Genomic DNA, 23,130 nt, shown 5'->3' on the forward strand with positions numbered 1-23,130 from the left:
TTTTTTAAGTCTAAGGAGTTGTGCTTTTGTTTGACAGACATGAAGGTGGGGAATTAGCTGTTCTTGTGCATGTTTTTTTCTCTAATGAAAAAGATACTGAAAACCTCATTGAATTTGAATCATTAGTCATCTCTGCGGGCATCAAGCCAGTACAGATAATCACAGGTAATCGCAAATCACCACAGGCTAAATATTTTGTTGGCGAAGGTAAAGCGGAAGAAATTGCGGCAGCGGTTAAAGTTAGTAATGCCGATGTGGTTCTTTTTGATCATACTTTAAGCCCTGCCCAGGAAAGAAATCTTGAGCGATTATGTCAGTGTCGAGTTATTGATCGTACGGGTTTAATTTTAGATATATTTGCACAGCGCGCTCGAACCCATGAAGGTAAACTACAAGTTGAATTAGCTCAGTTAAGGCATATTTCTACCCGTTTGGTCCGTGGCTGGACTCATCTTGAACGACAAAAAGGCGGGATCGGCCTGCGTGGACCTGGTGAAACTCAACTTGAAACGGATCGTCGATTGATCCGAGGTAAAATTCGGCAAATCCTTTCTCGGTTGGCTAAGGTTGAAAAACAGAGAGAGCAGGGTAGACAAGCTAGAAGTAAAGCGGGTATTCCCACCATATCATTGGTAGGTTACACTAATGCAGGTAAGTCTAGTCTGTTTAATCAAATGACAAAGTCTGAAGTGTATGCGGCAGATCAATTATTTGCGACGTTAGATCCTACATTACGGCGTATTGATATAGATGATGTTGGAGCGGTAGTGTTGGCTGATACTGTCGGTTTTATTCGTCATCTTCCTCACGATCTTGTTGCGGCATTTAAAGCAACATTGCAGGAAACACGTGAAGCCAGTTTATTATTACATGTTGTCGATGCTGCGGATAACCGTATGGAAGAAAATATCCAAGCAGTTGAAAGTGTATTAGAGGAAATTGAGGCTAATGAAATTCCAGCACTGTTAGTCATGAATAAAATTGATATGTTGAATGGATTTACCCCCCGTATTGATCGCAATGAGAATAATGTCCCTATTCGGGTCTGGCTCTCAGCCCAAACAGGTGAAGGAATTCCATTATTATTACAGGCGCTGACAGAACGTCTTTCTGGTGAAATTGCACACTATGAATTGCGTTTACCGCCAGAAGCGGGTCGTTTGCGCAGTCGGTTTTATCAACTTCAGGCAATCGAATATGAAGAAATGGATAAAGATGGCAGTATCATGCTTGAAGTGAAGCTGCCGATTGTTGACTGGCAAAGGCTTTGTAAGCAAGAACAACCTTTACTTGAGTACATTGTTAAGTCAACACATTAAATGTGGTCAATAGATTGAACAAATTAAGAGTAAATATATTTGCTCTTAGCCCTGAAAAACCAATCATAACGAATGGAGCTATAACATGGCGTGGAATCAGCCCGGTAATAACGGACAGGACCGCGACCCGTGGGGAAGCGGCAATAGCGGCAACTCCAGTGGTAATAAAGGTAATCGGAAAAAAGGAACAGTTGATCTTGATGATCTGTTCCGCAAGTTAAGTCGCAAACTTGGTGGTTTAGGTGGGAATAATAAAGGTAGAAATGGTTCGAGTAATCAAAATGGCGTCAATATAAACGGCCGTTTTATCGCTATTATTATTGCAGCAATGGTTATTATTTGGGCTGCAAGTGGTTTTTATACGATAAAAGAGAGTGATCGTGGCGTTGTTTTCCGTTTTGGTAAATATAGTCATACTGTTGAACCGGGTTTAAATTGGAAGCCGAATTTTATTGAAAAAGTCATTCCGGTTAATGTTGAAACCATACGTGAACAAGCGACTAGCGGTATGATGTTAACTTCGGATGAAAATGTTATCCAAGTTGAAATGAACGTCCAGTATCGAGTCACAGATCCGGCTCAATATTTATTTAATGTTACTAACCCGGATAACAGTTTACGTCAGGCAATAGATAGCGCAGTACGTGGAATTATCGGTCAATCAGCAATGGAACAGGTGTTGACAACGAAACGCGCCTTTATCCGTGATGAAACACAAAAAGAGTTAGAAAATACGATAAGACCTTATAATATGGGTATAACAATATTAGATGTTAACTTCCAGGCTGCTCGTCCACCGGAAGCGGTTAAAGCGGCATTTGATGATGTTATTGCAGCACGAGAAGAAGAACAGAAGACCATTCGTGAAGCGCAAGCTTATCGTAATGAAGTCCTGCCATTAGCAAAAGGTAATGCGCAGAAATTGATTGAAGAGGCAACAGCTTATAAGTCCAGTGTGGTTTTCAAGGCTGAAGGTGAAGTGGCCAGTTTTGCTAAAATGTTGCCGGAATATCGAGCAGCTCCTCAAATTACTCGTGAGCGTTTATATATTGAGACAATGGAGCGAGTGCTAGGTAATACGCGTAAGGTTATTGTTAACGACAAGAGTAATAGTATGTTAGTGTTACCGTTAGAACAAATTCTACGCAATAGCAACCAAAATAAAGTAGCAGATGTACAAAAAATAACGCCACCAAAAGTTATTCAGCAATCGGATATTTCTACTGAATCGCCTTATTCGTATAGCTATGGTACGCGGGATAATGCTCGGGGCAGTAATTCAGCTCGTGTAGGGAGACAATAATCATGCGTAAATCAGTGATTGTTATTATTGTTGCTGCATTAGTTGTGTTGTATATGTCAATTTTCACAGTTCAACAGACCGAAAGAGGCATCATTTTACGCTTTGGTAAGGTTGTACGTGATGGTGATAATAAACCTATTATTTATGAGCCAGGCTTGCATCTCAAAATACCATTTATTGAAACGGTAAAAATGTTGGATGCTCGTATTCAGACATTGGATGTTCAGGCAGATCGCTATCTGACTAGAGAAAATAAAGATTTAATGGTTGATTCTTATTTAAAATGGCGAATTACTGATTTTAGTCGTTACTATGTTGCGACCGGTGGCGGTAATCCTTATCAAGCTGAAACCTTACTGAAACGTAAATTTAGTGATCGCCTGCGTTCAGAATTTGGCCGTTTAAATGTGAAAGATATTATTACTGATTCTCGCGGGCGCTTGACTGTCGATGTACGTGATGCACTTAATAAAGGTTCAGATACTGAAGCGACAAAAGAGGCTGATCAGGCTATTGCCTCGGCAGCAGCCCGTTTTGATAAAGAGATCAAAGGTAATTCGCCAGTTGTGAATCCAAACAGTATGGCGGCATTAGGGATTGAAGTGGTTGATGTTCGTATCAAACGTATTGAATTGCCAAGTGAAGTTTCGGAAGCGATATATCAGCGTATGCGTGCTGAACGAGAGGCGGTAGCGCGTCAGCATCGTTCACAAGGTCAAGAAGAGGCAGTGAAGATCCGTGCAGCAGCAGATAAAACTGTGACTGAAACATTGGCAGAAGCGGAGCGCACTGCGTTGAGATTACGCGGTGAAGGTGATGCGATGGCGACCAAGCTATTTGCTGATGCATTTAATCAAGATCCTGATTTCTATGCTTTCATTCGTAGCTTGCGGGCATACGAGAAGAGTTTTAGTAAAAATGGTGATGATGTGATGGTATTAAGTCCAGATACAGATTTTTTCCGCTACATGCGAGCACCAACTAAACAAAGAGCGGTACAGTGATCATTTAAAAGATAAGCAAAATGATTGCCAAATGACTCTGGATAAGCCCGCATTAGGCGGGCTTTAATGTGTTAAGATTGTGATGAAAAGAGGTATTGGTATTATAAAAATTGCTGGCAGCTAATGTTTGAAATGGTAGAATTCTTTTTTAAGCAATCGAGTGAATTTTGAAATGGGTAAAAACGTTGTCGTATTAGGTACTCAGTGGGGTGACGAAGGTAAAGGCAAAATAGTCGATTTACTAACTGAACGCGCTAAGTATGTTGTTCGTTATCAAGGTGGCCATAATGCTGGTCATACGCTTGTGGTAAATGGTGAAAAAACTGTACTCCATCTTATCCCATCAGGTATTCTGCGTGAAAATGTTATAAGTGTCATTGGCAATGGTGTAGTGTTAGCACCTGATGCATTAATGGATGAAATGAAAAAGTTGGAAGCGCGTGGCGTGCCAGTGCGTGAACGTCTCAAAATTTCAGCGGCTTGTCCATTAATCTTGCCCTATCATGTTGCTTTAGATAATGCGCGTGAGAAAGCGCGCGGCGCAAAAGCGATAGGCACGACAGGCCGGGGCATTGGACCTGCATATGAAGATAAAGTTGCCCGCCGTGGAATACGTGTCGGTGATTTGTTTAATAAAAAAACATTTCCAGCCAAACTTAAAGAAATTGTTGATTACCATAATTTTCAATTAGTGAATTATTATAAAGCGCCTGCAATCGATTACCAAAAAACATTAGATGATATTATGGTTATTGCCGATATTTTGACGGCGATGACCGTTGATGTTGCTGATTTGTTATATAAAGCACATCGAAAAGGTGAATTAGTGATGTATGAAGGGGCACAGGGGACATTACTGGATATTGATCATGGTACTTATCCCTATGTGACTTCATCAAACACAACGGCGGGGGGCGTAGCTACTGGCTCTGGCTTAGGTCCGCGCTATATTGATTATGTTTTAGGCATATTGAAAGCTTATTCTACCCGTGTTGGTGGTGGTCCTTTCCCAACCGAATTATCCGATGAAACGGGCGAATACCTGCGTGAAAAAGGGCAGGAATTTGGTGCAACAACCGGTCGTTGCCGCCGTACCGGCTGGTTAGATATTGTTGCTATTAATCGAGCTGTTCAAATCAATTCGCTTTCTGGTTTCTGTTTAACTAAATTAGATGTATTAGATGGTTTAGATGAAGTGAAACTTTGTATTGCATATCGCAAACCAGATGGAACTGAATTGACAATAACACCATTAGCGGCAGAGGAATGGGAAGGTTTAGAGCCAATATATGAGACATTACCAGGCTGGAGTGAAAGTACTTTTAGGGTAAAAGAATATAATCAATTACCTAAAGCAGCAATTGATTATATTAAACGGATTGAGGAATTAACCGGCATCCCGATAGATATTATTTCCACCGGGCCTGATCGTGCTGAAACAATGATATTACAAGATCCTTTTGATGCATAATTTTACCCCTAAATACTATCGCTCAATGAGTGACGCCTGAACATTCAGGCGTTATTTTTATATCTACTAATTCATGTTACCAAAATTACTGATCAATTTTGCTTAATAGGATAAAAATTTACATAATAGATATAACTTAATAAATTAATGTAAAAAAAGTGTCCTTTCATTTTTGTTTTATAACTAGAGGTTGATGTGCAGTTAACAAGTTTTACAGATTATGGCTTAAGAGCATTGATTTATATGGGGTCATTACCTAAGGATAAAATGACTAATATTACTGAAGTCACTAATGTTTACGGTGTCTCACGTAACCATATGGTAAAAATTATTAATCAATTAAGCCGAGTTGGACTTGTTGCTGCGGTGAGAGGGAAAAATGGGGGTATTTATTTGGGCAAGCCAGCTGAACAGATCCGAATTGGAGAGGTTGTTCGTCTGTTAGAGCCCCTAGCATTAGTCAATTGCTGTAGTGATTATTGCCATATTACTTCTGCTTGTCGATTAAAACAGATATTAAATCAAGCGATTGATCATTTTTTAAGTGAATTAGATAAATATACACTGGCTGATCTAATAAAAAATAACGAGCCACTGTATAAGTTACTGTTAAAATAAACAATAGACCTAATGTATTTGTAGCTATATTAATCGATATGGTAGCGGAGGTGGATGATGGCAAAAGATCCATATAAAGACCGAGAGGCAGAGAAATATCATTCACCAATTGCAAGTCGTGAATATATCTTAGAGGTATTAGCAAAATTTACCACGCCTGTGAGTCGACAGGAAATTGCCCGAATATTAAAGTTAACCAAAGAAGAAGAGTTAGAGGCCTTGCGGCGCCGTTTACGTGCTATGGAACGTGATGGACAATTGGTATTTACTCGCCGCCAATGTTATGCCTTACCTGAACGTCTTGATTTACTCAAAGGTACTGTTATTGGCCATCGTGATGGTTTTGGTTTTTTACGTGTAGAAGGTCAAAAAGAGGATTTTTACCTTTCTTTGGAAGAAATGAAAAAAGCGCTGCATGGGGATGTTGTGCTTGTCCAACCATTGGGCAAAGATCGGCGAGGACGTACAGAGGTTCGCATTGTTCGAGTACTCGTTCCACGCAATAATCATATTGTAGGACGTTATTTTTTAGAATCTGGCATGGGATATGTAGTCCCTGATGATAGTCGTCTATCTTTTGATATTTTGATCCCTAAAGAACAGGTTAACGGTGCTAGGATGGGAAATGTGGTTGTCGTTGAGATGACAACCCGGCCAGCACGGCATACTCAGGCAGTAGGCAATATTGTCGAAGTATTAGGCGAAAGCATGGGTACTAACATGGCGGTAGAGATTGCATTAAGAACCTATGAAATTCCTTATCGTTGGCCGCCACAAGTTGAGAAACAAGTTGCTGATTTGTCGGAACAGATCCCTGCGTCGGCAAAAAAAGGGCGAGTAGATTTATGCCATCTACCTTTAGTCACGATTGATGGTGAAGATGCCCGGGATTTTGATGATGCAGTTTATTGTATGCCGAAAGAAGACGGTGGTTGGTGCTTATGGGTCGCAATTGCAGATGTTAGTTATTATGTAAGGCCACAAACGGCGTTGGATAATGAAGCGGTTAGTCGAGGAAACTCAGTCTATTTTCCATCACGGGTGATCCCCATGTTGCCTGAAATTCTTTCTAATGGATTATGTTCATTAAACCCTGAAGTCGAAAGGCTTTGCATGGTATGTGAAATACAGTTATCGCCGCAAGGACAAATTACCTCATCTAAATTCTATGAAGCGGTGATGCGTTCCCATGCCAGGTTGACTTATACCAAAGTCTGGAAAATTTTACAAGGTGATGAACAATTACGTCAACATTATCAAGATCTAGTGCCACATTTAGAACAACTTCATCAACTATATAAAGCGTTAGATAACGCGCGTGTGAAACGAGGGGCTATCTCCTTTGAATCTGAAGAAGCAAAATTTATTTTTAATGCAGAAAAACGCATTGAGCGGATAGAGCCGGTTGAACGGAATGATGCGCATAAATTAATTGAAGAATGTATGATTTTAGCAAATATCGCTGCTGCACGTTTTGTTGAGCGGAATAAAGAACCTAGCTTGTACCGTGTCCATGATAGGCCCAAACAAGAGAGCATTGTAAACTTACGAACGGTATTTAGTGAATTGGGCTTAACATTACCAGGGGGTATGAAACCACAGCCGGCTGATTATGCTAAAATCATGGACGAAGTAGCTGAACGTCCGGATCATGAATTGCTGCAAACGATGATTTTGCGTTCAATGAAACAGGCTATTTATGATCCTGAAAATAGAGGACATTTTGGCTTAGCATTGAAATCTTATGCCCATTTCACTTCACCGATTCGTCGTTATCCTGATTTAGCCCTACATCGTTCGATTAAATATCTTTTATCTTCACAACATGGAAACAATCAACATCGTTCGACGCCAACCGGTGGTTGGCATGCTGATACCCATGAAATGTTGCAATTAGGTGAGCATTGTTCAATGACAGAACGGCGGGCTGATGAAGCAACGAGAGATGTTGCTGATTGGTTGAAATGTGATTTTATGCAAGATCAAGTTGGCAATGTATTTACTGGCATTATCACCAGTGTTACAGGTTTTGGCTTTTTTGTCCGTTTAAAAGATCTTTTTATTGATGGTCTAGTGCATGTCTCTTCACTGAATAATGATTACTATCGTTACGATAATGTAGGACAACGACTTATTGGTGACTCTTCGGGCATGGTTTATCGTCTTGGTGATGAGGTTGAAATTAGTGTTGAAGCGGTACATATGGATGAACGCAAGATCGATTTCGCGTTGATATCAACTTTACGTAAGGCGAAAAATCCAGGTAAGACAGCAAAAGAAAAAGCCAAAAAGCAATTTAAAAAAGCAATTTCAACTAATAGCCAACTAAATCACAGCCAAGACAAAAATTTTGACCCCAATAGTGTATTGGTTAAACCTAATAAGAACGGCAGCAAGAACGCTAAAAAAGCAGATAAGAAAGGGAAAAAAATTTCTGATAAAAGCAAAAAAATTGCTGCAAAATTGAAAGTAAAAAAGGCACTCAAAAAAGCACAAAAAAAATCTTAGCTATTTTTATTAATGATCCTTTTCATCGGCAATGGTTGACTATCTTTAACCGTTATTAACTAATCGATAAATTTATGAGTGAAATTATTTATGGTATTCATGCAGTGCAAGCACTGCTGGAACGCGATCCTTCGCGTTTAAAACAAGTTTATGTACTCAAAGGGCGTGCAGATAAACGTTTATTGCCAATTATCCATCAACTTGAAAAGTTGGGCGTTATTATCCAGTTAGCTAATCGTCAATGGATGGATCGGCAGACAGAAAACGCTGTTCATCAGGGTATTATTGCTCAGGTAAAACCTGGACGGCAATATCAAGAAAGTGATTTAGATATTATTATTTCTCAGGTGCAATCACCCTTTTTGCTTATATTGGATGGTATTACCGATCCACATAACCTAGGTGCTTGTTTACGTAGTGCAGAAGCCGCCAGTATTGATGCGGTTATTGTGCCAAAGGATAAATCTGCTCAGCTTAATGCTACCGCTAAAAAAGTTGCCTGTGGCGCAGCAGAGAGTATGCCATTAATTCGGGTTACCAATCTTGCGCGGACATTACGTCAACTGCAGCAGCAGCATATCTGGATTGTTGGTACCGCAGGTGAAGCCGATCATACGCTATATGACAGTAAATTAACCGGCGCTATTGCATTAGTGATGGGGGCAGAAGGTGAAGGTATGCGTCGATTAACAAGGGAACATTGTGATGAGCTGATTAGTATTCCAATGGCAGGAGTGGTTTCGTCTTTAAATGTTTCTGTTGCGACGGGGGTTTGTTTATTTGAAGCAGTGCGTCAACGGCGTCGTCAGTGAAAAAAATGAGATCATTGATAATATTGCTCAGATTACAGTCCTCAATTCAATGTAGGATAGATGATGATTTAATCTAATGCTTGAGTTTTAACTAAAGGATAGGTATAGTTACGCGTCAATTTTTCAGCCGCAATTAAATAAGTTCCTTGCCTCCATGGGATGCGGTTGACCCTGACAGGAGGCTGATTAATCCGTAAGGAGCAAAACTCATGCGTCATTACGAAATCGTTTTTATGGTTCACCCGGACCAAAGCGAGCAAGTTGCAGGTATGATTGAGCGTTATAGTAGTTCTATTACCGAAGCGCAAGGTCAAATCCATCGCTTGGAAGACTGGGGTCGCCGTCAATTGGCTTATCCAATCAATAAATTGCACAAAGCACACTATGTTCTGATGAATGTTGAAGCGCCGCAAGAAGTGATTGATGAGTTAGAAACAAACTTCCGCTTCAATGATGCCGTTGTCCGCAGCATGATTATGCGTGTTAAGCATGCGGTTACTGAAGCTTCTCCAATGGTTAAAGCCAAAGACGATCGTCGCAGTCGTGATTTGGTTGATGAAGACCTGGAAGGAATTGAGGGAGCTGAGGATTCTGAAGAGTAATTTTGGTTGTGAATACTAACCGCTTGGTGCTGTCAGGCAAAATCTGTAATGCACCGATAAGAAAAGTCAGTCCAGCTGGAATTCCTCACTGTCAGTTTGTGCTCGAACATCGTTCACAGCAGCAGGAGGCCGATTTTGATCGGCAAGTATGGTGTAGAATAACTATCATCGCCAGCGGACAAAAATTACAACAGTTTACTCACAGTATAACGGTCGGTAGTCGGATCACTGTTATAGGTTTCATTAGTAGCCATCAGGGCGCTAATGGCTTGAATAAATTAGTGCTTCACGCCGAGCAGATTGAATTGATAGATTCTGGAGACTAGCCAAATGGCACGTTATTTCCGTCGTCGTAAGTTCTGCCGTTTCACAGCGGAAGGCGTTCAAGAGATTGATTATAAAGATATCGCAACGCTAAAAAACTATATCACTGAAAGTGGTAAAATTGTACCGAGTCGTATCACTGGTACTCGAGCAAAATACCAGCGTCAGCTCGCTCGTGCGATCAAGCGCGCGCGTTACCTGTCTCTGTTGCCATATACTGATCGTCATCAGTAATTGGTATGGTCCATTAACGACTTAGAGAGGATAAGGTAATGGAAATTATTCTACTGGATAAAGTAGCAAACCTGGGTAGCCTGGGTGATAAAGTTGATGTTAAAGCGGGCTATGCTCGTAACTATTTAGTTCCTCAGCAAAAAGCTGTTCCTGCAACTAAAAAGAATGTTGAATTTTTTGAAGCACGTCGTGCCGAATTAGAGGCTAAATTAGCCGACGTTTTGGACACTGCAAAAGCGCGCGCCGAGAAAATTAATTCATTAGCAACAGTAACCATCGCTTCTAAAGCTGGTGATGAAGGTAAACTGTTTGGTTCGATCGGGACTCGTGATATTGCTCAGGCAGTCACTGCTGCCGGTGCCGAGGTTGCGAAAAGCGAAGTTCGCTTACCAAATGGTGTATTACGTACTGTTGGTGAACACGAAGTTCATTTCCAAGTGCATAGTGATGTATTTGCAAAACTGAATGTGAATATTATTGCTGAATAATTGCTTTCCGATTATTAAGCACAAATAAAAACCCCAGCATTGGCTGGTGTTTTTATTTCTATTTTTGCTGTTTAAATCAGCGCTGCGATCAATTAATCGTATAAAATTAACAACTTTACTTTAGTATATCTATTTCAGTTAAAGAAATTTTAGCTGGTTGTAGATAATTTTAATTCATGCAACTGTCACTGTTAATCTATTATCATTTATAAATATTATTTTAGGAATAAAGCCTTTTTTTCAAATTAAAGGCCAATCTGTCGGTTTTTAGTATTATAAAATTAATGAATTGATATAAAATTATAATATTATTTTTAACTAAATTTATTTTATACGGTTATTTACCCGTTTATTTGTGACTGATATTCTTTATTATTATTTAATAAATAGGTGCTGTTATGACAGATCAGGCATTTGATTCAATTGAAACTCAGGCAAGTTATGGTATTGGCCTTCAAGTTGGTCAACAGCTTTTAGAATCAGGCCTGGAAGGCATTCAGCCAGAAGCTTTACTTGCGGGCTTATGTGATGCATTACATAGTAAAACGCCGGTTGTTCCCATTCAAGCTCTGCATAGAGCATTACGTGAGATCCATGAGTGCGCGGAAGCGCAACGGCGTAAATTTCAGCAAGCGGCGGCAGTAGAGGGACAACAGTTTTTGGATAACAACCAGCAACGTGAAGAAGTCAAGACGACAGAATCAGGATTACAATTTATTATATTAAAACAAGGTGAAGGACCGATCCCGGCTAAAGCAGATCGGGTTCGTGTTCATTATACTGGTCGGTTAATTGATGGTACGATTTTTGATTGCTCAAGAGAACGAGAACAACCAGCAGAATTCCCTGTTAACGGTGTTATTCCTGGCTGGATTGAAGCGTTGACATTGATGCCTATCGGATCAAAATGGGAACTTTTTATTCCGCATAATTTGGCTTATGGTGAACGTGGTGCTGGCGCCGCTATTCCGCCTTTTAGCACGTTGATTTTCGAAGTTGAATTACTCGAGATTATATAATTAAGTTTTACTTTTCATCGAATTAGTTGGTTGATAAACAAGCTAATTCGATAAATAATCTATGCCGTTTTCCGAGATATATTATGCTTGAGCAACTATGTGATTTGGCAAAAGAAGCGGGTAGAGCAATTATGACTATCTATGAAAGTGGACAACAGCTTTCTGTTAAGCATAAAAAAGATAGTTCACCGGTGACTGAAGCCGACCTCATTGCCCACCAAATTATTAAAACTGGATTGGCAAGAATAACACCGCACATTCCGTTACTCTCTGAAGAAGCTCCTCCGGCTTGGCACGAGCGTTGTCATTGGGAGTGCTATTGGTTAGTGGATCCACTTGACGGAACAAAAGAGTTTATTCAAAGGAATGGTGAATTTACCGTCAATATTGCTTTGATCAAATCTGGTTCTCCTGTTATGGGGATTATTTATGCGCCAGCAAAAAATATACTTTATGCTAGTGAGCAAGGTACAGCGTGGAAAATAGAAGAGGGTGTAAAACAATCACTTCATGTTGCTAATGGCTATCCCCCGCTGATTGTGATTAGCCGCTCTTATCAGGATAAAGAATTAATCGATTATTTAGCGCAAATGGGGCAGCATGAAGTTATGGAGATGGGTTCTTCATTAAAATTCTGCCTCATCGCTGAAGGTAAAGCACAGCTTTATCCGCGATTTGGACCCACTCATATCTGGGATACTGCTGCCGGACATGCGATCGCCCAGGCGGCAGGCGCTAAAGTGACAGATTGGTATGGTAGAACACTAAACTATTCTCTCAGAGAATCATTTATTAATCCGGGATTTAGAGTATCAATATTCTGATGGTTTAATTAATTATTTTTTAATTGTTCCTCAATCACTTTGATAACTTTGTTTGTCTCTTCAGATGTTAGTGCGCCATCTTTAGCAAATAATACGTTACCATTTTTATTTAATACGATGATAGTAGAACTCTTGGGTTTTAGCTGCCAGGTTTTTTTAACTACACCATTATTATCAACAATGATTTGAGAAAACGGGAATTCACGCTTGCTGTCTTCAATACTACTGCGGACAAAAAAACCGGTTCCAAGAATTGTATCATCAGTATTTATTATTGTCGTTGTCTGATATTTTTTCTGATCAAATTTCTTTTGTTTAATTGCCTCTATTAATGACTCATTGAGTTCTTTAGCGGAAAGACGCCCGGCAATATGTAGAATCGTTCTTACTTTGCCAACAAGTTCTTTGCTACTCCAATCTTGATAAATCAATTTACCATTTTCGTTCAACAGAAGTTCACCTCGATCGGTAACAGTTACGGTAGGCACTGGCTTATTGACTTCTAATGTAGCAGTTAATGCAGAGATAGGGAGAATTAACAAAATTACTATTGCTATGATCTTTTTTAACATAGTGCTCCTCATTAATTTTTTCTAAACTGATTATTGATGATTGTCATCGTTTATTAGCATAGTCAATCTTAAATATAATGTCTTTGCTACAGAAAGCTGCTAAAGCACATACAACAAAAGTTGTTAAGACATCAAATGAAAAATATTGTAATGATTATTCAAAGCTATTTTATCAGTTATCATGTTATGTAAAATCGTTAAATCTTATTGGAAAAGGAGAACTAAAGCTTGTCACGAGAGTCTATGACTATAAAATGTGTCATGAATCACATTTTTGTGACTTCAAGATCAACAAAGTGGAGGAAAAAGTTGAATGAAGATTTTTCACCGTTACAACCCACTGAAGATTGCGCGTTACGTCAAAATATTATTTCGTGGTCGATTGTATATCAAAGATATGGGAGTATTTGAATTTGACAAAGGAAAGATATTACCCCCTAGAATTAAAGATAAGCGGCATTTCCACATAATGAATGAAATCAATAAAGAAGTCCTTATCCTCCAGACAGAAATAGGTTAACCCGTCTGATAAATTGTGCGCCACATCCTCAGTGGCGCAAATAAAAATATCAACTCATCATGACCTAACTGGTTTTAATAAATAAGTTTTGCTATAGCTCGGATTAGCAAAAAATATTTTAACATACCTCCTCACTTTACTCGCTGCATGTTAGATTTGATGTTTACGTATGGCATTTCATTTTGTGACCGGTATTTGATAATTTGGTGTTGGCTATGCGAGCAGCGATGTTTTAATTACGATAAAGATTACAATTTTGTATAAAATTAAATTTAAGTGTACATTTTTGTTAAAAAATTGAAGTAGTATATACAACTTATCAGCTTATCAACACTAGTTGATGGAACATATCAATCTCAAAGAAGAGAAAGGTTTTCTCCTATGCAAAAAACTGTGTTAGCACTACTTATTAGTCTGTCTGCTCTGACAGGCTCTTCCTTTGTTGTTGCCAAAGGCGTTACTTACGGCGAACAAAAAATCACATTGTCTGATTACATTTCTCCGGGTAATGATTTTTATCAGTATGTTAATCAGGATTGGATAACCCATGCAGAAATCCCAGCTGGAATGTCACGAATTAATTCCTTTGTTGAGTTATATCTCAAAACAGAAAAACAGTTGCAAGCACTGATAAATAAACTTGAAGTTCAACCGCAAAGTGAGCTTAATCATAATCAACGCAATATTCGTAATCTTTATCGTAGCTATTTAAATGAAACAGCCGTTGAAAAAGCAGGTTTAACGCCGGTACAAAATGCACTTAATGCTATCAAGCAGGCAAAAACTCATGCTGACATTACTAATCTAATGGCAAAACCAGGTTATATGCCATTTATTTCCTATTGGGTAGGATTGGATGCAAAAGTACCTGATACTTACGTTCTTTATCTGGGGCAAGGCGGCTTAGGCTTACCTAATAGAAATTACTATCTGGATAACACTAAACAGATGGAGACTATCCGTCAGGATTATGTCGCTTATATTGCCACTATTTTACAATTAGCGGGAGAAAAAGAAACGCAGTTAAAGGCTAAGCAAATTTTTGCATTAGAAAAATCGTTGGCAAAAGTACATTGGACACCAGAGGCTGAACGTGACACGTTGAAAAATTATCATCCAATGTCGCTTAGTCAACTAAAAAAGTTTACGCCAGATTATCAATGGCAGGGTTTTATTCAACAATGGAAACTGTCAGATGAACAGCTAGCGAAAGTTATCGTAGAAAATGACAGTGCAGTTGAGCAATTGGCAAAAATATTGGCGCATACACCGATATCTACCCTGCAAGACTACTTATTTTTCCACTATCTGAGTAGTACAGCCAATTACTTGAATCAAGCTTTTTCTGATGCTCGATTTAATTTTTATTCAAGCCGATTAAATGGTATTAAACAGCAGCGGTCACGTAAAGAACGGGCATTAGAAGTCGTTAATAAACTACAAGGGGAGCCATTGGGGCAACTTTATGTTGCAACTTATTTTGATCCTGATGCTAAAAATAAGATCCAAAATTTGGTGAGCTATGTTAAAGGGACTTTTAAAACCCGTTTGCAAAATAATGACTGGATGGATAAACAAACCCGTCAGGAAGCACTAAAAAAACTTAACCAATTTACAGTCAAAATTGGCTACCCAGAAAAATGGCATGATTTTAGTACGTTACACTTGCAACCAGATACATTATTCGACAATTATTTGCAAGTACAAAACTGGCTCTATCAAGATAATATGAGTCGGATCGGAGAAAAAGTCAGGAAGTGGGAATGGGGGATGACGCCACAAACAATTAATGCTTACTATAATCCCGTTCAGAATGAAATTGTTTTCCCGGCTGCTATTTTGCAAGCGCCATTTTTTGATCAAAATGTTGATCCTGCTTATAACTATGGTGCCATTGGTGCGGTGATTGGGCATGAAATGGGACATGGCTTTGACGATCAAGGTCGTCTTTATGACGGAAGCGGGCAATTAAGAAACTGGTGGTCAGCAGCTTCACAACTGCATTTTGAAGAAAAAACTGCCAACCTTATTAAACAGTATAATGGGTTTAAAATTGATGGTTTAACGGTTAACGGTAAACTGACCCTAGGTGAGAATATTGGTGATCTCGGTGGGTTAAATATTGCCCTCAATGCTTATAAGCAATTTTCTAAAGAACATTATCCCAATGGTGAACCACCGATTATCGATGGAATGACGGGTTTACAACGCTTCTTTATTGCCTGGGCAAGAACTTGGCGGGAGTTAGCCAATAAAGAGTCCGAGCGTAATAAGATTATGACTGATCCCCATAGTCCGAATCCTTATCGTGCCAACGGCGTGGTACGTAATATGGATGATTGGTATACAGCCTTTAAGGTAGAAAAGGAGCATAAGCTTTATCTGGCGCCTAAAGAGAGGATCCATATCTGGTAGACTTCAATATCAGGCTCTATAGTATAGAGCCTGATAAACTTGCTGCTTTTGGGTAATAACATTAGTAAGCACTTCATTTGTATAATCGCGAACATAAATTATATGCGACATTCAACAATGAGGTGAATTAATAATGGATAAATCAATCACCGTTGCCTGTGTACAGGCAGCTCCGGTATTTATGGATTTGGCAGGAACTATCGATAAAACTATCGATTTAATAAAAGAAGCGGCAAGTAAGGGGGCGGAATTAATTGCTTTTCCGGAAAATTGGCTACCTGGCTATCCCTGGTTTCTTTGGTTGGACTCACCCGCAGCATTAACCCCACTGGTTTATCAATATTATCAAAATTCTTTAGTATTAGACAGTGATCAGGCAAAGCGTATCGCTTCGGTGGCTAGAGAGAATAATATTTGGCTGCTATTGGGTCTGAGTGAAAAAGATCATGGTACCCTTTATATGGCTCAATGGCTTATCAGTAATACGGGTGAAACGATCGGTGTGCGGCGAAAACTTAAACCGACCCATGTTGAGCGCACTCTATTTGGTGAAAGTGATGGTTCATCGCTAAAAACATTTACTACTCCGTTAGGCATAATAGGTGCGTTGTGTTGTTGGGAACACATTCAACCGTTAACGCGTTATGTTATGTATGCTCAGCATGAGCAAATTCATATTGGGTCTTGGCCTAGTTTTAGTATTTATCGCGATGCAACAGCTGCTTTGAGCCCTGAAGTTAATATCGCGCTTTCACGCGCCTATGCAGTAGAAGGGCAGTGTTTTGTTATTGCGCCATGTGCCACTGTGTCAGAGCAGATGATTGAACAGTTATGTACAGATGAGACTAAGCGGAACTTGTTAAAAGCAGGTGGTGGTTATGCGCGTATATTTGGCCCAGATGGCAGTGAGCTAACAGCACCGTTGGCAGAAAATGAGGAAGGATTACTGTTGGCTACGCTTGAACCTGCCGCAATTACCTACGCCAAAGCAATTGCTGATCCGGTCGGCCATTATTCACGTCCAGACGTGACTTGTTTACTGTTTAACCCTGCGGCTAATCGTCCGTTAACAACTAAAATGGCTTCTTATACTGTCCTAAATGATACAAAACAGATTGCATTACCAGGGAGTGAGGAAATTCAGGCTAATTAGCATATTCAGACTATTATCTGAACAGATGTAATGATGAATTCTAATATATCCACTTGATCGCATGTAGCTGTTTAAACAGTGATATAATTACCAAAATTTGTGGTTATTTGGTAATTATTTTTTCAGCCTACCCTCTATTTATATCCCTATCTAAACTTTTTATGGTAAGAAAATTTTTCCATTTCGTTTTTTCGAAAGAAAGTTGCTATTTTTAATAAGGTATTTGGTACATAAATTTTGGCTTAACGGTATAAAAATAAATAACCAATAGTGCTATTAGTTAAAAATGTTTTAGCATGCTATTCAACTACTGTTATTGAGCCAAAATCGAGAGTGAAAGATTGCATTATTTATTATTAATATCTTGTATATCTTGTTTAATTTAACCAAAATGAGTGAGTTTTTATCGTTATTTTCCATTAGGAGTTGGCGTGCCAAGATATTCTTTGCTTTGTTTTCTTTGTATGTCGATGGTAGTGCCTATTGCCAATGGTGCCAATCTTCGTTTAAAAGTTGAGGGTTTGACAGGAGAACTTGAAAAAAACGTTCGTATTCAGCTCTCAAGTATCACTCAGGATGAAATTGCCACAGATGGTCGTTTTCGCGTGAGAGTTGATAAGGCAATTCGTTTAGGGTTAAGGCCGTTAGGTTATTATGAACCCACTATTGAATTTTCTTATCAGGAATTTCAACCACCTTCTCGACCCGTTTTAACCGCGAAAGTTGATCCTGGAAAACCGGTTCATGTGGCAGATGTAAAGATAACACTAAAGGGAGCGGCCAAATATGATAAAGACTATGCGGAAATGATAGCCCGCAATACGCCCCCAAAAGGAATTATTCTTAATCATGGCGATTATGAAGATTTGAAACAGGGATTTAGTCGGCTGGCGGTTCGTAAAGGTTATTTTGATGCAGAAATGGAAAAAAGTCAGTTAGGCGTTTCATTAGCTCATCTAGCTTCTTATTGGGTATTTGATTTCAATAGTGGTGAGCGTTATCGTTTCGGCGCTATCAAATATGAAGGCGCTCAAATTCGCGAAGATTATTTAAATAATATTGTTCCCTTTAAACAGGGAGACTATTACGCTTCTGAGCAATTGGCTGAATTCAATCAACGGTTAGTCAGTACGGGTTGGTTCAATTCCGCCATTGTGACACCTGATATCAATAAAGCGCGTCAGAAAGGCACCCATATTCTGCCAATGGACGCGGTATTAACGCCACGTGCGCGAAATCATGTTGAATTAGGTGGTGGTTATTCCACTGATGTCGGCCCTCGAGTCAAGGCTACTTGGAATAAGCCCTGGATTAATTCGAGAGGACAGAGTTTTACTTCCAGCCTCAGTCTTTCGCAACCTGAACAAATTATTGATGCAAGCTATAAAATTCCACTAAAAAAGAGCCCCTTAGAACAATACTATGCCGTTCAGGCCGGTTTCAAACGTACTGACTTAAATGATACCCAGTCTGATACGACAACCCACAATTTATTAAGGAATTGGGATTATTATAAAGGTTGGCAATATGGCGTTAATTTGCGTTGGAGTCTTAGCCATTTTACCCAGGCAAATGTAACCAATACAACTATGCTTCTGTATCCTGGCGTCAGTCTCAGCCGCATGCGACAACGAGGTGGCGCCATGCCCTATTGGGGGGATAGCCAACGATATACTATTGATATTTCTAATACTACCTGGGGTTCAGATATCGATTTTATTGTATTACAAGCGCAAAATGTTTGGATAAGAACCCCCTGGAAAGGGCATCGTTTTGTTGTAAGAGGTCATCTGGGTTGGATAGAAGCTAATCGATTTGACAAAGTCCCTCCCGATCTGCGTTTTTTTGCTGGTGGTGATCGCAGTATCAGAGGTTATGGTTATCAAAAAATTTCCCCTACCAATGACCAAGGAAAATTAACCGGTGCTTCCAAATTAGCCGTCGGCTCACTGGAATATCAATATAATGTGACGGGCAACTGGTGGGGTGCCATATTTGTTGATGGTGGTGAGGCGGTCAATGATTTTAATAAGGATGATTTTAAAGTTGGCGCTGGCGTTGGTATTCGCTGGGTTTCACCAGTTGGGCCAATTAAACTGGATATTGCTGCACCGGTTGGTGATCCTGATCATAGCAAAGTACAATTTTATATTGGGTTAGGTGCTGAGCTATGAAATGGATAAAACGAATTAGTCTGGCTTTATTGTTTTTGTTATTAATATTATTAACGATAATTGGTTGGATAGTTACCACGCAATCAGGCTTACATTTTGCCCTTAATACAGCCGTGCGTTGGTTGCCAGGATTAGAAATTGCGACCATGTCCGGCGGCTGGAGTGATTTGAATTTGCAAGGAGTTCGTTATCGAACCAAGGGTATTAATGTTGATGTTGATAAATTTAATCTTTCACTCCAAGTTAACTGTTTAAAACGTTTTCAATTGTGCGTTAATAATATTTCAACTGAAGGCGTCGATGTTAAGATTGATAGCAAAGCCTTTCAATCTGCCGAAGAGCAAGCTAGCTCAAAACCCTTAACTAAATTGTCGACCCCTTATCCTATTTTGTTAAATCAGTTAACCCTCAAAAATATCAGTATCCAGCTTGATAACACCCAGGTTTTGCTGGCTGAATTAACAATGGCGGCTGATTGGCAAGCTAATCTATTAACAATTAAACCGACGACAATTAATGGATTAGCAGTTAATTTGCCAAAAACAACAATAGAAGCAAATAAAGAGACAGAAAAAACAGTAATAAAAACTACTAATGGGATAGCAGATAAATCACCTGCTGAAACATTAAAAGCCCTGTTTGCTGAGCCCTTATTGGCTAAATTACCTGAAGTCGTGTTGCCTATCGATATTAATATTGAGCAGATCCGAGGGATAAACTGGCATTTAGCTGGAGATACTAAGCTATTCGTTGCTAATTTGACATTAATAGCTAGCGTACAAAATCAGCAGATAGCTATCAAGCAATTTGATGTTGTGGCGCCTGAAGGCAAGATCACTCTCACTGGTGATGCTAATTTGGCTCAGCAGTGGCCGGTCAATATTGCTGTTCAAGCCGTATCCTATCTTAATGATCTTAAAGGGCAACAAGTTGATTTGAAATTAGAAGGGGCTTTATTACAACAGCTTAAATTAATGTTAAGTTTTACGGGGCCCATCAAGGCTAATTTGGTTGCTGAAGCAGCCCTATCACAAGCAGGATTGCCAATTCAATTAACCCTAGAAAGTCAGCAGCTTAATTGGCCACTGCAAGGTGAACCCGAATATCGTTTAAAGGATCTGCGTTTACGTTTGAATGGTAAGGTGATGAATTATGACCTCTCATTAAGAACCCAAATGGATGGACGGGATGTGCCACCGGCCTTATTAACGCTTGATGCTAAAGGGAATGAAGAACAGTTTCGTTTAACTCGTCTGCGATTGAATGCGTTGCAAGGACACACTGAATTAAGCGGAATTATTGATTGGAGTAAAGCGATAAGTTGGAATGGGTTATTAACTTTATCCAATATTAATACTGCAAAACAGTGGCCACAATGGCCAGCTAAATTACAGGGTAAAATCGTCACGACAGGCAGTTTACATGGTGGTAGCTGGCAATTAAAAATCCCTGAAATTACCTTGGATGGTAAGGTAAAAGGTAATTTATTACAAACCCGCGGACAGATAAACGGAAATGCCGCAGGTCAATGGAACATTTCCGATTTCAATATCTTACTCGGGCGCAATAAATTAGCTATTAATGGACATGTGAGTGACAAATGGCAACTAGATGGGATAATAGATGCCCCCGGTCTCGATGGTGTATTACCTGGTTTAGCGAGTGTCATTAAGGGACAATTAAAATTACGAGGTGATTTAAAGTCACCACAATTAATGGTTGATCTGGCAGCTCGTAAAGTTAAATGGCAAAAAAACTTAGCTATTGATAAAGCTATTATTCAAGGTGATATCCGTTCTGATAAACAGATCCATGGTCAGTTAACCGTTGCTATTCATCAGTTGAAACAGTCCGATTTAGTTGTGCACAATTTCAACTTAGATGCTAAAGGTAATGAACAACAGCATAGTGTTAAAATGAATATCGATGGAAAACCCATTTTTGGTCATTTAACACTGAAAGGCCGTTTTGATCGACAGAAAGCGTTATGGCAAGGCGTGTTAGATAATACTTTATTTAATTCACCGATCGGTGAATGGCAATTAAGTCGGCCAGTTGCGATTGAGTATGCTAATCAACAACAGGAAGTCACTTTGTCCCCTCATTGCTGGATAAATGCTAAAGGGCGTTTTTGTCTGTCTAAAACGGCTAAAATTGGTAAGTCCGGTAATGCAGATATTCTATTACAACAGTTTGATTTAGCACTGCTCAAACCTTTTTTGCCTGCTGAAACTCAGCTCACAGGCAGTTTTGATGGTGATGCAAAAGTGAGCTGGTATGCGGATGGCCGTTCACCACAGGCAAAAGTAAATTTGCTTGGTAATAGTGTGAAAATTAAGCAATTAATTGAAGGATCGGTGTTACCAGTTGAATTTCAAACGCTAACATTAAATGCAGATATGAGTAATGGTAAGGCGGTCTTACAGTGGTTAATACAAATTAACAATAATGGCAAATTTTCAGGCAATATACGGATTGACGATCTGCAACAAAACCGTAAATTATCAGGTAGTGTTAACATTGAAAATATTTCATTAGCATTAATTCGTCCAGTTCTAAGTAAAGGTGAAAAGTTAGATGGCGATTTGAATGCCGATTTAAGGTTAGCTGGCAATATGAAGCAGCCACTATTAAATGGTAATTTGGCACTTTCTAATGTGGCAGCAAAAGGACACTGGTTTCCATTTGATATCAATCAGGGTTTCCTCAAACTGAATTTTATGGGAACACATTCTCAATTAACCGGACGTATAAATACACCAGAAGGTTATTTAAAATTAACCGGAGAGGCGGATTGGCGTAACATTAAAGCCTGGCAAGCGAGAATTTCGGCCACCGGTAACAAACTGCGGATAACATTACCGCCAATGGTTCGTATTGATGTGGAGCCGGATATTGTTTTTGAAGCTACACCTAATTTATTAAGTCTTAATGGTAATGTAAATATTCCCTGGGCGCGTATAACAGTACAAGAATTACCGGAATCAGCAGTAGGCGTTTCATCAGATGAAGTGATGTTAGATGCAAATTTGCAGCCAATTGAGAAAAAAGGTATATCAATACCAATCTTAACCAATCTACAAATTAAAATTGGCAATGATGTTCGTCTGGACGCATTTGGTTTAAAAGCTCGATTAACAGGAATATTAAAAGTTATCCAAGATAAACAAGGATTGGGTTTAAATGGCCAGATTAATATTCCTGAAGGACGATTTCATGCATATGGACAAGATCTTATTGTCCGGAAAGGACAAATTTTATTTTCAGGCCCCGTTGATCAGCCATTCTTAAATGTAGAAGCGATCCGTAATCCGGAGAGTACCAATGATAATGTGATTGCGGGTGTCAGGGTTACCGGCTTGGCGGATAAACCAAAAGCAACGATTTTATCCGAGCCAGTTAAATCGCAGCAGGAAGCGCTGTCTTATTTACTTAGAGGTGAAGGGTTAGATAGTAGTGGCGCAGATAGTACCCATATGGCTGCTTTGCTGATTAGTATGGGAGTTTCCAAAAGTGGAAAATTATTGGGAAGTATTGGTGAAACATTTGGTGTTTCCGACTTAGCATTAGATACTCAGGGAGTTGGTGACAAATCTCAGGTTGTAGTGAGTGGAAAGATTACTAATGATTTGCAAGTTAAATATGGTGTCGGGATATTTAATTCTCTTGCTACATTAACGCTACGCTATCGTTTGATGCCAAAATTGTATCTAGAAGCTGTGTCTGGTGTTGATCAGGCACTAGATCTGCTTTATCAGTTTGAGTTTTAA

At 39.4% G+C, this 23,130-nt stretch carries 20 protein-coding genes; 18 read left to right on the top strand and 2 right to left on the bottom strand.

All coding sequences use genetic code 11. The features are described 5' to 3' along the window. Positions 1 to 26: 26 nt before the first annotated feature. The 7 genes from hflX to rlmB all read left to right on the top strand — a co-directional run bounded on the left by hflX (position 27) and on the right by rlmB (position 9,035). Positions 27 to 1,319 carry a ribosome rescue GTPase HflX gene (gene hflX / locus LDL57_RS01165; protein WP_225506815.1) on the top strand — a complete coding sequence of 431 codons (1,293 nt, stop codon included), beginning with the start codon at positions 27 to 29 and terminating at the stop codon, positions 1,317 to 1,319. 85 nt (positions 1,320 to 1,404) lie between these two features. Continuing rightward, on the top strand, positions 1,405 to 2,622 hold the full coding sequence (hflK, locus tag LDL57_RS01170; RefSeq protein WP_180558536.1) for an FtsH protease activity modulator HflK: 1,218 nt from the start codon (positions 1,405 to 1,407) through the stop codon (positions 2,620 to 2,622). Positions 2,623 to 2,624: 2 nt separating this feature from the next. Then, entirely contained in the window at positions 2,625 to 3,626 is a 1,002-nt protein-coding gene (gene hflC / locus LDL57_RS01175) for a protease modulator HflC (protein WP_225506817.1), read from the top strand. A 172-nt stretch (positions 3,627 to 3,798) separates the two neighbouring features. Next, entirely contained in the window at positions 3,799 to 5,097 is a 1,299-nt protein-coding gene (locus LDL57_RS01180) for an adenylosuccinate synthase (RefSeq protein ID WP_180558534.1), read from the top strand. Between the two features lie 195 nt (positions 5,098 to 5,292). Further along, the gene (nsrR, locus tag LDL57_RS01185) at positions 5,293 to 5,715 is read left to right on the top strand and encodes a nitric oxide-sensing transcriptional repressor NsrR (RefSeq protein ID WP_180558533.1); all 423 of its coding nucleotides are present in this window, start codon (positions 5,293 to 5,295) and stop codon (positions 5,713 to 5,715) included. Positions 5,716 to 5,772: 57 nt separating this feature from the next. Next, complete coding sequence (gene rnr / locus LDL57_RS01190) at positions 5,773 to 8,223, top strand: ribonuclease R (RefSeq protein ID WP_180558597.1); 2,451 nt, start codon at positions 5,773 to 5,775, stop codon at positions 8,221 to 8,223. Positions 8,224 to 8,297: 74 nt separating this feature from the next. Beyond that, positions 8,298 to 9,035 carry a 23S rRNA (guanosine(2251)-2'-O)-methyltransferase RlmB gene (gene rlmB / locus LDL57_RS01195; RefSeq protein ID WP_180558532.1) on the top strand — a complete coding sequence of 246 codons (738 nt, stop codon included), beginning with the start codon at positions 8,298 to 8,300 and terminating at the stop codon, positions 9,033 to 9,035. A 68-nt stretch (positions 9,036 to 9,103) separates the two neighbouring features. Here the strand turns inward: rlmB and LDL57_RS01200 are convergent, their stop codons facing one another. Next, positions 9,104 to 9,253: a hypothetical protein gene (locus tag LDL57_RS01200; RefSeq protein WP_180558531.1), complete on the bottom strand. Its 150-nt coding sequence runs from the start codon at positions 9,251 to 9,253 to the stop codon at positions 9,104 to 9,106. On the opposite strand from LDL57_RS01200, the gene rpsF reads away from it, so the two are divergent. The 6 genes from rpsF to cysQ all read left to right on the top strand — a co-directional run bounded on the left by rpsF (position 9,245) and on the right by cysQ (position 12,526). Continuing rightward, complete coding sequence (rpsF, locus tag LDL57_RS01205) at positions 9,245 to 9,637, top strand: 30S ribosomal protein S6 (protein ID WP_180558530.1); 393 nt, start codon at positions 9,245 to 9,247, stop codon at positions 9,635 to 9,637. The genes LDL57_RS01200 and rpsF overlap by 9 nt on opposite strands. Positions 9,638 to 9,645: 8 nt before the next feature. Further along, the gene (priB, locus tag LDL57_RS01210) at positions 9,646 to 9,963 is read left to right on the top strand and encodes a primosomal replication protein N (protein ID WP_180558596.1); all 318 of its coding nucleotides are present in this window, start codon (positions 9,646 to 9,648) and stop codon (positions 9,961 to 9,963) included. 4 nt (positions 9,964 to 9,967) lie between these two features. Next, complete coding sequence (rpsR, locus tag LDL57_RS01215; protein WP_000135199.1) at positions 9,968 to 10,195, top strand: 30S ribosomal protein S18; 228 nt, start codon at positions 9,968 to 9,970, stop codon at positions 10,193 to 10,195. A 38-nt stretch (positions 10,196 to 10,233) separates the two neighbouring features. After that, positions 10,234 to 10,683, top strand: a complete 450-nt coding sequence (rplI, locus tag LDL57_RS01220; RefSeq protein ID WP_180558528.1) for a 50S ribosomal protein L9 — start codon at positions 10,234 to 10,236, stop codon at positions 10,681 to 10,683. A 398-nt stretch (positions 10,684 to 11,081) separates the two neighbouring features. After that, positions 11,082 to 11,702: a BamJ family beta-barrel-assembly machinery protein gene (bamJ, locus tag LDL57_RS01225; protein ID WP_180558527.1), complete on the top strand. Its 621-nt coding sequence runs from the start codon at positions 11,082 to 11,084 to the stop codon at positions 11,700 to 11,702. Positions 11,703 to 11,785: 83 nt separating this feature from the next. Next, positions 11,786 to 12,526 carry a 3'(2'),5'-bisphosphate nucleotidase CysQ gene (gene cysQ, locus LDL57_RS01230; protein WP_180558526.1) on the top strand — a complete coding sequence of 247 codons (741 nt, stop codon included), beginning with the start codon at positions 11,786 to 11,788 and terminating at the stop codon, positions 12,524 to 12,526. 8 nt (positions 12,527 to 12,534) lie between these two features. Here the strand turns inward: cysQ and LDL57_RS01235 are convergent, their stop codons facing one another. Continuing rightward, the gene (locus LDL57_RS01235; RefSeq protein ID WP_180558525.1) at positions 12,535 to 13,098 is read right to left on the bottom strand and encodes a YtfJ family protein; all 564 of its coding nucleotides are present in this window, start codon (positions 13,096 to 13,098) and stop codon (positions 12,535 to 12,537) included. 313 nt (positions 13,099 to 13,411) lie between these two features. Here LDL57_RS01235 and LDL57_RS01240 point away from each other — a divergent pair, with 313 nt between their 5' ends. From LDL57_RS01240 to tamB, 5 genes are all read left to right on the top strand, one after another. Continuing rightward, positions 13,412 to 13,618: a stringent response modulator YtfK gene (locus LDL57_RS01240; protein WP_180558524.1), complete on the top strand. Its 207-nt coding sequence runs from the start codon at positions 13,412 to 13,414 to the stop codon at positions 13,616 to 13,618. Positions 13,619 to 13,999: 381 nt separating this feature from the next. Next, the gene (locus LDL57_RS01245) at positions 14,000 to 16,033 is read left to right on the top strand and encodes a M13 family metallopeptidase (RefSeq protein WP_225506819.1); all 2,034 of its coding nucleotides are present in this window, start codon (positions 14,000 to 14,002) and stop codon (positions 16,031 to 16,033) included. A gap of 133 nt (positions 16,034 to 16,166) precedes the next feature. Continuing rightward, positions 16,167 to 17,186: a carbon-nitrogen hydrolase family protein gene (locus LDL57_RS01250; protein ID WP_180558522.1), complete on the top strand. Its 1,020-nt coding sequence runs from the start codon at positions 16,167 to 16,169 to the stop codon at positions 17,184 to 17,186. A gap of 431 nt (positions 17,187 to 17,617) precedes the next feature. Further along, complete coding sequence (tamA, locus tag LDL57_RS01255) at positions 17,618 to 19,360, top strand: autotransporter assembly complex protein TamA (protein ID WP_304488589.1); 1,743 nt, start codon at positions 17,618 to 17,620, stop codon at positions 19,358 to 19,360. After that, positions 19,357 to 23,130 (top strand): autotransporter assembly complex protein TamB, encoded by a 3,774-nt coding sequence (gene tamB / locus LDL57_RS01260; RefSeq protein ID WP_225506821.1) that lies wholly within the window; start codon positions 19,357 to 19,359, stop codon positions 23,128 to 23,130. Before tamA ends, tamB begins: the two co-directional genes overlap by 4 nt.

The organism is Arsenophonus apicola (genome assembly GCF_020268605.1).
In the GTDB taxonomy this organism is placed as follows: Bacteria; Pseudomonadota; Gammaproteobacteria; order Enterobacterales; family Enterobacteriaceae; genus Arsenophonus; species Arsenophonus apicola.

What these genes read in the sequence shown, in the direction of transcription:
- hflC (WP_225506817.1), top strand. Translation starts at nt 2,625, where the DNA reads ATGCGTAAATCAGTGATTGTTATTATTGTTGCTGCATTAGTTGTGTTG.
- rpsF (WP_180558530.1), top strand. Translation starts at nt 9,245, where the DNA reads ATGCGTCATTACGAAATCGTTTTTATGGTTCACCCGGACCAAAGCGAG.
- LDL57_RS01180 (WP_180558534.1), top strand. Translation starts at nt 3,799, where the DNA reads ATGGGTAAAAACGTTGTCGTATTAGGTACTCAGTGGGGTGACGAAGGT.
- tamB (WP_225506821.1), top strand. Translation starts at nt 19,357, where the DNA reads ATGAAATGGATAAAACGAATTAGTCTGGCTTTATTGTTTTTGTTATTA.
- LDL57_RS01240 (WP_180558524.1), top strand. Translation starts at nt 13,412, where the DNA reads ATGAAGATTTTTCACCGTTACAACCCACTGAAGATTGCGCGTTACGTC.
- LDL57_RS01250 (WP_180558522.1), top strand. Translation starts at nt 16,167, where the DNA reads ATGGATAAATCAATCACCGTTGCCTGTGTACAGGCAGCTCCGGTATTT.
- hflK (WP_180558536.1), top strand. Translation starts at nt 1,405, where the DNA reads ATGGCGTGGAATCAGCCCGGTAATAACGGACAGGACCGCGACCCGTGG.
- LDL57_RS01235 (WP_180558525.1), bottom strand. Translation starts at nt 13,098, where the DNA reads ATGTTAAAAAAGATCATAGCAATAGTAATTTTGTTAATTCTCCCTATC.
- rplI (WP_180558528.1), top strand. Translation starts at nt 10,234, where the DNA reads ATGGAAATTATTCTACTGGATAAAGTAGCAAACCTGGGTAGCCTGGGT.
- rpsR (WP_000135199.1), top strand. Translation starts at nt 9,968, where the DNA reads ATGGCACGTTATTTCCGTCGTCGTAAGTTCTGCCGTTTCACAGCGGAA.
- rlmB (WP_180558532.1), top strand. Translation starts at nt 8,298, where the DNA reads ATGAGTGAAATTATTTATGGTATTCATGCAGTGCAAGCACTGCTGGAA.
- LDL57_RS01245 (WP_225506819.1), top strand. Translation starts at nt 14,000, where the DNA reads ATGCAAAAAACTGTGTTAGCACTACTTATTAGTCTGTCTGCTCTGACA.
- rnr (WP_180558597.1), top strand. Translation starts at nt 5,773, where the DNA reads ATGGCAAAAGATCCATATAAAGACCGAGAGGCAGAGAAATATCATTCA.
- bamJ (WP_180558527.1), top strand. Translation starts at nt 11,082, where the DNA reads ATGACAGATCAGGCATTTGATTCAATTGAAACTCAGGCAAGTTATGGT.
- LDL57_RS01200 (WP_180558531.1), bottom strand. Translation starts at nt 9,253, where the DNA reads ATGACGCATGAGTTTTGCTCCTTACGGATTAATCAGCCTCCTGTCAGG.
- cysQ (WP_180558526.1), top strand. Translation starts at nt 11,786, where the DNA reads ATGCTTGAGCAACTATGTGATTTGGCAAAAGAAGCGGGTAGAGCAATT.